7 protein-coding genes are annotated in these 7,789 nt (G+C 73.2%); 5 read left to right on the top strand and 2 right to left on the bottom strand.

Going from position 1 to position 7,789, the window contains the following annotated elements; translation table 11 throughout:
* On the bottom strand, nucleotides 1–199 hold a 199-nt coding region (locus ABWI04_RS40760), incomplete at its 3' end, for a hypothetical protein (RefSeq protein WP_353835753.1).
* A gap of 306 nt (nucleotides 200–505) precedes the next feature.
* Here ABWI04_RS40760 and sucC point away from each other — a divergent pair.
* From sucC to ABWI04_RS40745, 3 genes are all read left to right on the top strand, one after another.
* On the top strand, nucleotides 506–1,687 hold the full coding sequence (gene sucC / locus ABWI04_RS40755; protein ID WP_353835752.1) for an ADP-forming succinate--CoA ligase subunit beta: 1,182 nt from the start codon (nucleotides 506–508) through the stop codon (nucleotides 1,685–1,687).
* Nucleotides 1,688–1,689: 2 nt separating this feature from the next.
* The gene (gene sucD / locus ABWI04_RS40750; protein ID WP_353835751.1) at nucleotides 1,690–2,577 is read left to right on the top strand and encodes a succinate--CoA ligase subunit alpha; all 888 of its coding nucleotides are present in this window, start codon (nucleotides 1,690–1,692) and stop codon (nucleotides 2,575–2,577) included.
* A gap of 193 nt (nucleotides 2,578–2,770) precedes the next feature.
* Complete coding sequence (locus ABWI04_RS40745) at nucleotides 2,771–4,705, top strand: cell division protein PerM (RefSeq protein WP_353835750.1); 1,935 nt, start codon at nucleotides 2,771–2,773, stop codon at nucleotides 4,703–4,705.
* A gap of 40 nt (nucleotides 4,706–4,745) precedes the next feature.
* Here the strand turns inward: ABWI04_RS40745 and ABWI04_RS40740 are convergent, their stop codons facing one another.
* The gene (locus ABWI04_RS40740; RefSeq protein WP_345176665.1) at nucleotides 4,746–5,246 is read right to left on the bottom strand and encodes a DUF4190 domain-containing protein; all 501 of its coding nucleotides are present in this window, start codon (nucleotides 5,244–5,246) and stop codon (nucleotides 4,746–4,748) included.
* A gap of 197 nt (nucleotides 5,247–5,443) precedes the next feature.
* Here ABWI04_RS40740 and purN point away from each other — a divergent pair, with 197 nt between their 5' ends.
* Entirely contained in the window at nucleotides 5,444–6,172 is a 729-nt protein-coding gene (gene purN / locus ABWI04_RS40735; RefSeq protein WP_353835749.1) for a phosphoribosylglycinamide formyltransferase, read from the top strand.
* Nucleotides 6,153–7,718: a bifunctional phosphoribosylaminoimidazolecarboxamide formyltransferase/IMP cyclohydrolase gene (purH, locus tag ABWI04_RS40730; RefSeq protein ID WP_353835748.1), complete on the top strand. Its 1,566-nt coding sequence runs from the start codon at nucleotides 6,153–6,155 to the stop codon at nucleotides 7,716–7,718. Before purN ends, purH begins: the two co-directional genes overlap by 20 nt.
* The last annotated feature ends 71 nt before the right edge of the window (nucleotides 7,719–7,789 follow it).

The following is a 7,789-nucleotide window of genomic DNA, read 5'->3' as shown; positions in this document are numbered from 1 at the left end:
GCTGCGCGTGGCCGAGCGCGCCGATCCGGACGCGGTGATCGTGGTGCTGCTGCCCGACGGCGGCCGCGGCTACCTCGGCAAGATCTTCAACGACATCCCGCCGGCGCGGCGTGACCGGCCCGCCCGCGGGCGGCGGGACGGAGATGACGGACGCGACGGGGACGGGTTCCACGACGGACCTGTTCCGTCTCTCCGCCATCGCCATGCGTTCGCCCCCTGTCCGCCTGGCCGTCTCGCCGAATTAGTACATCAAACTACGTCAATCGGTTCATCCTCCTCACGAGCCACTCGTGCCCTCCCCTGAGGATGAGCACACCTACCGCCCGGGGCGCTCCCGTACAAGAGAAGTCCGCGTTACTTGTGGACCCGGCGGCGTCACCACCGAGGCGGGTTGACTAGGCTGCATCGACGGAGCGGACCGCAGAGTGCCGGCCGCACGGACACCCGTGTAACGCCCACTCGTGTGGTCGCACATTCGGCTGTCGATCCGTAAAAGGACGCCCTCGTGGACCTGTTCGAACATCAGGCGAAGGAACTCTTCGCCGAGTACGGGGTACCGGTGCCCACCGGCAAGGTCGCCCATACTCCCCAGGAAGCCCGGGCCATCGCGGCGGAGCTGTTCGCCGCGGGAAGCTCGAAAGTCGTCGTCAAGGCCCAGGTGAAGACCGGCGGCCGCGGCAAGGCCGGGGGCGTGAAGCTGGCCGACTCCGCCGACGAGGCCGAGCAGCTCGCCACCCAGATCCTCGGCATGGACATCAAGGGCCACACGGTCCACAAGGTCCTCGTCGAGGAGGGCAGCGCGATCGCGCAGGAGTACTACTTCTCCTTCCTGCTCGACCGCGCCAACCGCACCTTCCTGTCCATCTGCTCCGTCGAGGGCGGCGTGGAGATCGAGGAGGTGCCGCACGACCGGCTGGCGATGGTGCCGGTCTCGCCGCTGGAGGGCGTCGACCGCGCCCGGGCCCGCGAGATCGCCGAGAAGGGCCGCCTCCCGCAGGAGGCCCTCGACGGCGCCGCCGAGCTGATCGAGCGGCTGTGGGCCGTGTTCACCGACGAGGACGCCACCCTCGTCGAGGTGAACCCGATGATCCTCACCGCCGACGGCCAGGTGAAGGCCCTCGACGGCAAGGTCTCCCTGGACGACAACGCCTCGTTCCGCCAGGACGACCACGAGAAGCTCGAGGACAAGGCCGCGGCCGACCCCCTGGAGGCGGCGGCGAAGGCCAAGGACCTCAACTACGTCAAGCTGGACGGCAGCGTCGGCATCATCGGCAACGGCGCCGGGCTCGTCATGTCCACGCTCGACGTGGTCGCCTACGCCGGCGAGCAGTTCAACGGCCAGAAGCCCGCGAACTTCCTCGACATCGGCGGCGGCGCGTCCGCCGAGGTGATGGCGAACGGGCTGGAGATCGTCCTGTCCGACGCCGACGTCAAGTCCGTCTTCGTCAACGTCTTCGGCGGCATCACCGCCTGCGACGCCGTCGCCAACGGCATCGTGTCGGCCTACAAGCTGCTGGCCGACCGCGGCGAGACCGTCAACCGCCCGCTCGTCGTCCGGCTGGACGGCAACAACGCCGAGCTCGGGCGCAGGATCCTCAACGACGCGGCGCTTCCCGGCGTCCAGCAGGTCGACACCATGGACGACGCGGCCAGGCGCGCCGCCGAACTCGCAGCGGCAGGTGCATGACAATGGCCATCTGGCTCACCGAGAACAGCAAGATCATCGTCCAGGGCATCACGGGCTCCGAGGGCACCAAGCACGGCCGCCGGATGCTCGCCTCCGGCGCCCAGGTCGTCGGCGGCGTGAACGCCCGCAAGGCCGGGCAGACGGTCGACTTCGACGGCACGACCCTCCCGGTGTTCGGCACCGTCAGGGAGGCCATGCAGGAGACCGGCGCGGACGTCTCCGTCGTGTTCGTCCCGCCGAAGTTCACCAAGGACGCCGTGGTCGAGGCGATCGACGCCGAGATCCCGCTCTGCGTCGTCATCACCGAGGGCATCCCGGTGCACGACACCGCCTACTTCTGGGCGTACGCGGAGTCCAAGGGCAACAAGACCCGCATCATCGGGCCGAACTGCCCCGGCATCGCGTCCCCCGGCAAGTCGAACGCGGGCATCATCCCGGCCGACATCACGACGCCCGGCCGCATCGGCCTGGTGTCCAAGTCGGGCACGCTGACCTACCAGATGATGTACGAGCTGCGCGACATCGGCTTCTCCACCTGCGTCGGCATCGGCGGCGACCCCGTCATCGGGACGACCCACATCGACGCGCTCCAGGCGTTCCAGGACGACCCGGAGACCGACGCCATCGTGATGATCGGTGAGATCGGGGGCGACGCCGAGGAGCGCGCCGCCGCCTACATCGAGCAGCACGTGACCAAGCCGGTCGTCGGCTACGTCGCCGGGTTCACCGCCCCCGAGGGCAAGACCATGGGCCACGCCGGCGCCATCGTGTCCGGCTCCGCCGGCACCGCGCAGGCGAAGAAGGAGGCCCTGGAGAAGGTCGGCGTCCGGGTCGGCAAGACCCCGAGCGAGACCGCCGTCCTCATGCGGGAGATCATGCAGAACCGCTGATCCCCCCGGACCACCCGAAAGACGCCCGAGCCGCCCGTCGGCCCGGGCGTCTTTCGCGTCCCGGCCGCCGCGGCGGGGCGCGGTGGCATCGCCCGGCCGGGCGGGGTGGCGGCGCCCGGCCGGGCGTGATCGCAAAGGCGACACGCCGGGCGGGCGGGCCTTGCGGGGGCGGGCGCGGTGCCAGCATGGACCGGTGAGCGACAAGACCCCCGGGCAGCGCGCGAAGCGGCAGCCGTCGAAGGCGGCACCGACCAAGGCGGCACCGACCAAAGCGGCGCCGCCGAAGAGCGCGCCGTCGAAGGGCGCAGGGGCGAGGGGGGCGGGAGCGACGGGCACGCCGAAGGCCGCGCCGCCGCCGGGCGAGGCGGGCCGGGCCGACGCGCCGCCGGGCGCGGACTCCGGTCGCGGGCGCCCGCCGGCCGTCCCCGCGAGGCCGCTGTACGTGACGGGGCTCGTCGCGGCGCTGTGGTGCATCGGCATCGGGCTCGCGGTGCTCACCACGATCACGCTGATCGGCTGGATCGCCGCGCCGAAGACCGCGCTCGGCCACGGCCTGGCCGGGGTGTTCCGCACGGCCGTGAACTTCTGGCTGGTCTCGCACCACGCGGGCTTCTCCTACGGGCAGGGGCGGTTCGGGCTCCTTCCGCTCGGCGTGCTCGTCCTGCCCGGGGTCCTGCTGTACCGGGGCGGCGGGTGGATGATCCGGGTGGCCGGGCTGCCGCACCGGCAGCGCACCGCGGTCCTGCACGTGAGCGTCGCGCTGGCCGCCCCGTACGCGGCGCTGGCCGGGCTGCTCGCGCTCGCGGCGTCGTCCGAGGAGGTGCGGCCGTCGGCGTGGCAGGCGCTCGTCGGCTGCTTCCTCGTCGCCGCCGTCGCGGGCGGGCTCGGGGCGGCGCGGGCGGTCGTGGCGGCGGAGGCCCGCGGGCGGCGGGTCCGGTCCGGGCTGGGCGCGCTGCTGCGGCTGCTGCCCGAGCGGCCGCGCTCCCTGGTGATCGGTGTGGCGGGGTCGCTGAGCGTGCTGCTCGCGTCCGGCGCGCTGCTCGTCGGCGGGTCCCTCGCCGCGCACCTGTCGGACGCCGGCGACCTCTACGACATGCTCGCCCCCGGCGCCGTCGGCGGCGTCCTCCTGCTGCTGGTCGAGCTGGCTTTCCTGCCGAACGCGGCGATCTGGGGCATGGCGTACGCGGTCGGGCCGGGCTTCTCCGTCGGCGCCGGGACGAGCGTCTCCCCGACCGGGGTGTTCCTGAACGCCGTGCCCGCGTTCCCGCCGCTCGCGGCCCTTCCCCAGCCGGGCCCGGCCCCCGCGATCTCACTGCTGGCGCTGGCCGCGCCCTTCGTCGCCGGCGCGGTGGGCGGCGTCCTGACGATCCGGTCCCTGCCGAGCCCGGTGTCGGAGGGCGCGCCGCTGTGGGGCTTCGTGTCCGGCGCCCTGACCGGGGCCGTCGCGGCGCTGCTGAGCGCGCTGGCGGGAGGGCCGCTGGGCGGCGGACGGATGGCGACCGTGGGTCCGTCGGCGTGGCAGGTGGGGCTGCTGGCGGCCCTGGAGGTGGGGATCTCGGCGGCGATCGCGGCGTGGGTGGCGAACTGGATGGTGCTGCGGCGTCCGGCGCGCGCCCCGTCCAAGAAGCGGGCGGCCAAGAAGGCCTCTGCCGCGAAGGCCCCCTCCAAGAAGGCGGCGAAGAAGCCCGGCAAGCCGAAGAAGCCGGTGCGGACCGTCCCGGAGCCCGCCGTGCCGTTGTCGGCGCCCGTCCCCGGGGATTACGACCTGCGCCCCGAGGGCCCGCCCGAGCCGGCGCCGAAGGCCCCGCACGCCCCTGACCCGCTGGAGTTCGAGGAGGCCGAGCCCGTCCTCGCGCCCCGGCGGCCCCGCCGCCGGACGGACCCGGCGCCCGATCTCGCCGAGGACGAGCCCCAGCCGCCGAGCGACGGCACGATCGTCGTCGAGGGGCACCTGGAGCCCGAGGAGCCCGGCGGGCACCGAGATCTCGGCGTGCACCACGAGCCCGGCGAGGGGGAGCCCGCGGAGGAGCGGCGCCCCGTCCCGCCGCCCCGCGAGGACTCGGGACGCACCGAGAACCGGGGCGGCGCCATCTACGTCCTCCGGGACGACCCCGACCAGGACGCCTAGACCGCCCCGCCCCGACCCGCGGCGGGGCGGAGCCGGTGGGTCAGAGCAGGTCGCCGTACTTGTCCATGCTGCCGGCGGGCAGGTCGAGCTTCTTCTCGATCTTCGGGTAGTACTCGGCGCGGCACGCCTGCTTGTCGGTGGTGGTGTTGGACGCGCTGACGCAGCTCTGGTAGCCGCTCAGCTCCGTCCACAGGAACGCCGTCAGGGAGACCGACAGCAGCGAGAACACCAGCCCGATCGTCCCGAGCACGATGCCGGGGACGGCGCCGGGTGCGGCGTCGTGCGTGCGGCGGGCGCTGCGGCGGGCCTTGACGCCGACGACGAGCGCGGCGATGCCGAGCACCAGGCCGAGCGGGTAGAAGAAGAACGCGGTCAGCAGGGCGATGCCGCCGAGCCACAGGGCCCGCCAGCCGGTGCCTCGCCCGCCCTGGCGCGGTCCCGCGGGCGGCTCTCCCGCCGGCCGCCCGTCGGGGCGGTCTTCGGGCTGGGCCGGACGGTCCGGCTGGTCGCTCACGTTCTTCTCCTCCTGGGGCGTGCGCATCTCGGTTCCATGCGGGGTGTGCGTACGGTCTGCGTTCGTACGGGTCTGCGTTCGTACGGGTCTGCGTTCGTACGGGTCTGGGTTCGGGCGGGCTCTGGTTCGGGCGGGCTTCCGGTTCGGGCGGTCTGGGGTGAGGCCGCGCCGAGGTCGCCCGATAGGCTTCGTGTCGTCCCAGCAACGTCCACCGGGGAGAAAAGGTGTCCGCCCGGCTCGTCGTCCTCGTCTCCGGCGCGGGGACCAACCTACAAGCGCTGCTCGACGCGTGCGCGGATCCAGCCTACGGGGCGGAAGTGGTGGCCGTGGGGGCGGACCGCCCCGATATCGGCGGAACCGAACGCGCCGAACGGGCGGGATTGCCGACTTTCACCCTCTGCATACCGGATTTTCCGTCCCGGGACGACTGGGACGCGGCGCTCGCCGAGACGGTCGCCGAGCACGAGCCCGACCTCGTGGTGTCCGCCGGCTTCATGAAGATCCTCGGCCCGCGGTTCCTGGGGCGCTTCGGCGGCCGGACGGTCAACACCCACCCCGCGCTGCTGCCGTCCTTCCCCGGCGCGCACGCCGTACGGGACGCCCTGGCGTACGGAGTGAAGGTCACGGGCTGTACGGTTCACTTCGTCGACGAAGGCGTGGACACCGGACCCGTCATCGCCCAGGAGACCGTCCCCGTGGGCTGGCATGACGACGAAGACTCCCTGCACGAGCGGATCAAGCAGGTGGAGCGCCGGCTCCTGGTCGACGTCGTCGGACGGCTGGCCCGCGACGGGTGGACCGTGCGCGGCAGACGGGTCTCGATGAAGTGCCGGACCTGCGCGGACTCGCCCGGCGGCGAGACCTCCGCCCCGGGTCCGTCCGACAGCGGTTCGTCTGGCAGGGGTTCGTCCGATCAAGAGGGGAGCTCGACCGGTGAGTCGGGTGGCGATTAAGCGCGCGCTGATCAGCGTGTACGACAAGTCCGGGCTGGAGGAGCTGGCCCGCGGCCTGCACGAGGCGGGAGTGGAGATCGTCTCGACCGGGTCGACGGCGGGCCGGATCTCCGCCGCCGGCGTCCCGGTGATGAGGGTGGAGAAGCTCACCGGGTTCCCCGAGTGCCTGGACGGACGGGTCAAGACCCTGCACCCGAAGGTGCACGCGGGCCTGCTCGCCGACCGGCGCAAGGAGGACCACCTCCAGCAGCTCGACGACCTGGCCGTCGAGCCGTTCGACCTCGTGGTCGCGAACCTGTACCCGTTCGCCGACACGGTGGCCTCGGGCGCGACGCCGGACGAGTGCGTCGAGCAGATCGACATCGGCGGGCCCACGATGGTCCGCGCCGCCGCGAAGAACCACGCGAGCGTCTCCGTCGTGGTGGACCCGTCCGCCTACGGGACGGTCCTGGACGCCGTGAACGCCGGCGGTTTCACCCTGGACGAGCGCCGCCGCCTCGCCGCGCGGGCGTTCGCGCACACCGCGTCCTACGACGTGGCCGTCGCGTCCTGGTTCGCCGGCGACTACGCGCCCGACGAGACCGCCGCCGAGACGCGGTGGCCCGACTTCCTCGGCGCCACCTGGGAGCGCTCGAACACCCTGCGGTACGGCGAGAACCCGCACCAGCGGGCCGCCCTGTACCGCTCGCCGGGCGAGAGCGGCCTGGCCGGGGCCGAGCAGCTCTACGGCAAGGAGATGTCCTACAACAACTACGTCGACACCGACGCCGCGCGCCGCGCCGCCTACGACTTCACCGAGCCGTGCGTCGCGATCATCAAGCACGCCAACCCGTGCGGCATCGCGGTCGGCGCGGACATCGCCGAGGCGCACCGCAGGGCGCACGCCTGCGACCCGGTGTCGGCGTACGGCGGCGTGATCGCGGCGAACCGGCCGGTCACCGCCGCGATGGCCCGCCAGGTCACCGAGAGCTTCGCCGAGGTGCTGGTCGCCCCGTCCTTCGAGGACGAGGCCGTGACCGTCCTGAAGGACCGCTTCAAGAACATCCGCCTGCTGGTCTGCCCGGACGCCCCGGCGGGCGGCGTCGAGTACCGGCGCGTCGACGGCGGCGTGCTGCTGCAGGACGTGGACCGCGTGGACGCCCCCGGCGACGACCCGTCCTCCTGGGAGCTCAAGACCGGTGCCGCCGCGGACGAGGCGACGCTGCGCGACCTGGCGTTCGCGTGGCGGGCGATCCGCTCGGTGAAGTCCAACGCGATCCTGCTGGCCGCGGACGGCGCCACCGTCGGCGTCGGCATGGGCCAGGTCAACCGGGTCGACTCCGCCAAGCTCGCCGTCGCGCGGGCCGGGCAGGAGCGGGCCGCGGCGTCGGTGGGCGCGTCCGACGCGTTCTTCCCGTTCCCGGACGGCCTGGAGGTGCTGGCCGAGGCGGGCGTCCGCGCGATCGTCGAGCCGGGCGGGTCCGTCAACGACGACAAGGTGATCGCCGCGGCGGAGAAGGCCGGCATCACCCTCTACTTCACCGGCGTCCGGCACTTCTTCCACTGAGGGGCCGCGAGGCGCGCCGTCCGCCGGGGCCCGTGGCCGTGGCCGTGCCCGTGGCCGTGCCCGTGGGCGTG

The sequence above is a fragment of the Actinomadura sp. NPDC000929 genome, assembly GCF_040492065.1.
Lineage (GTDB): Bacteria > Actinomycetota > Actinomycetes > Streptosporangiales > Streptosporangiaceae > Spirillospora > Spirillospora verrucosospora.
This window is presented reverse-complemented; position numbering and strand designations above follow the sequence as displayed.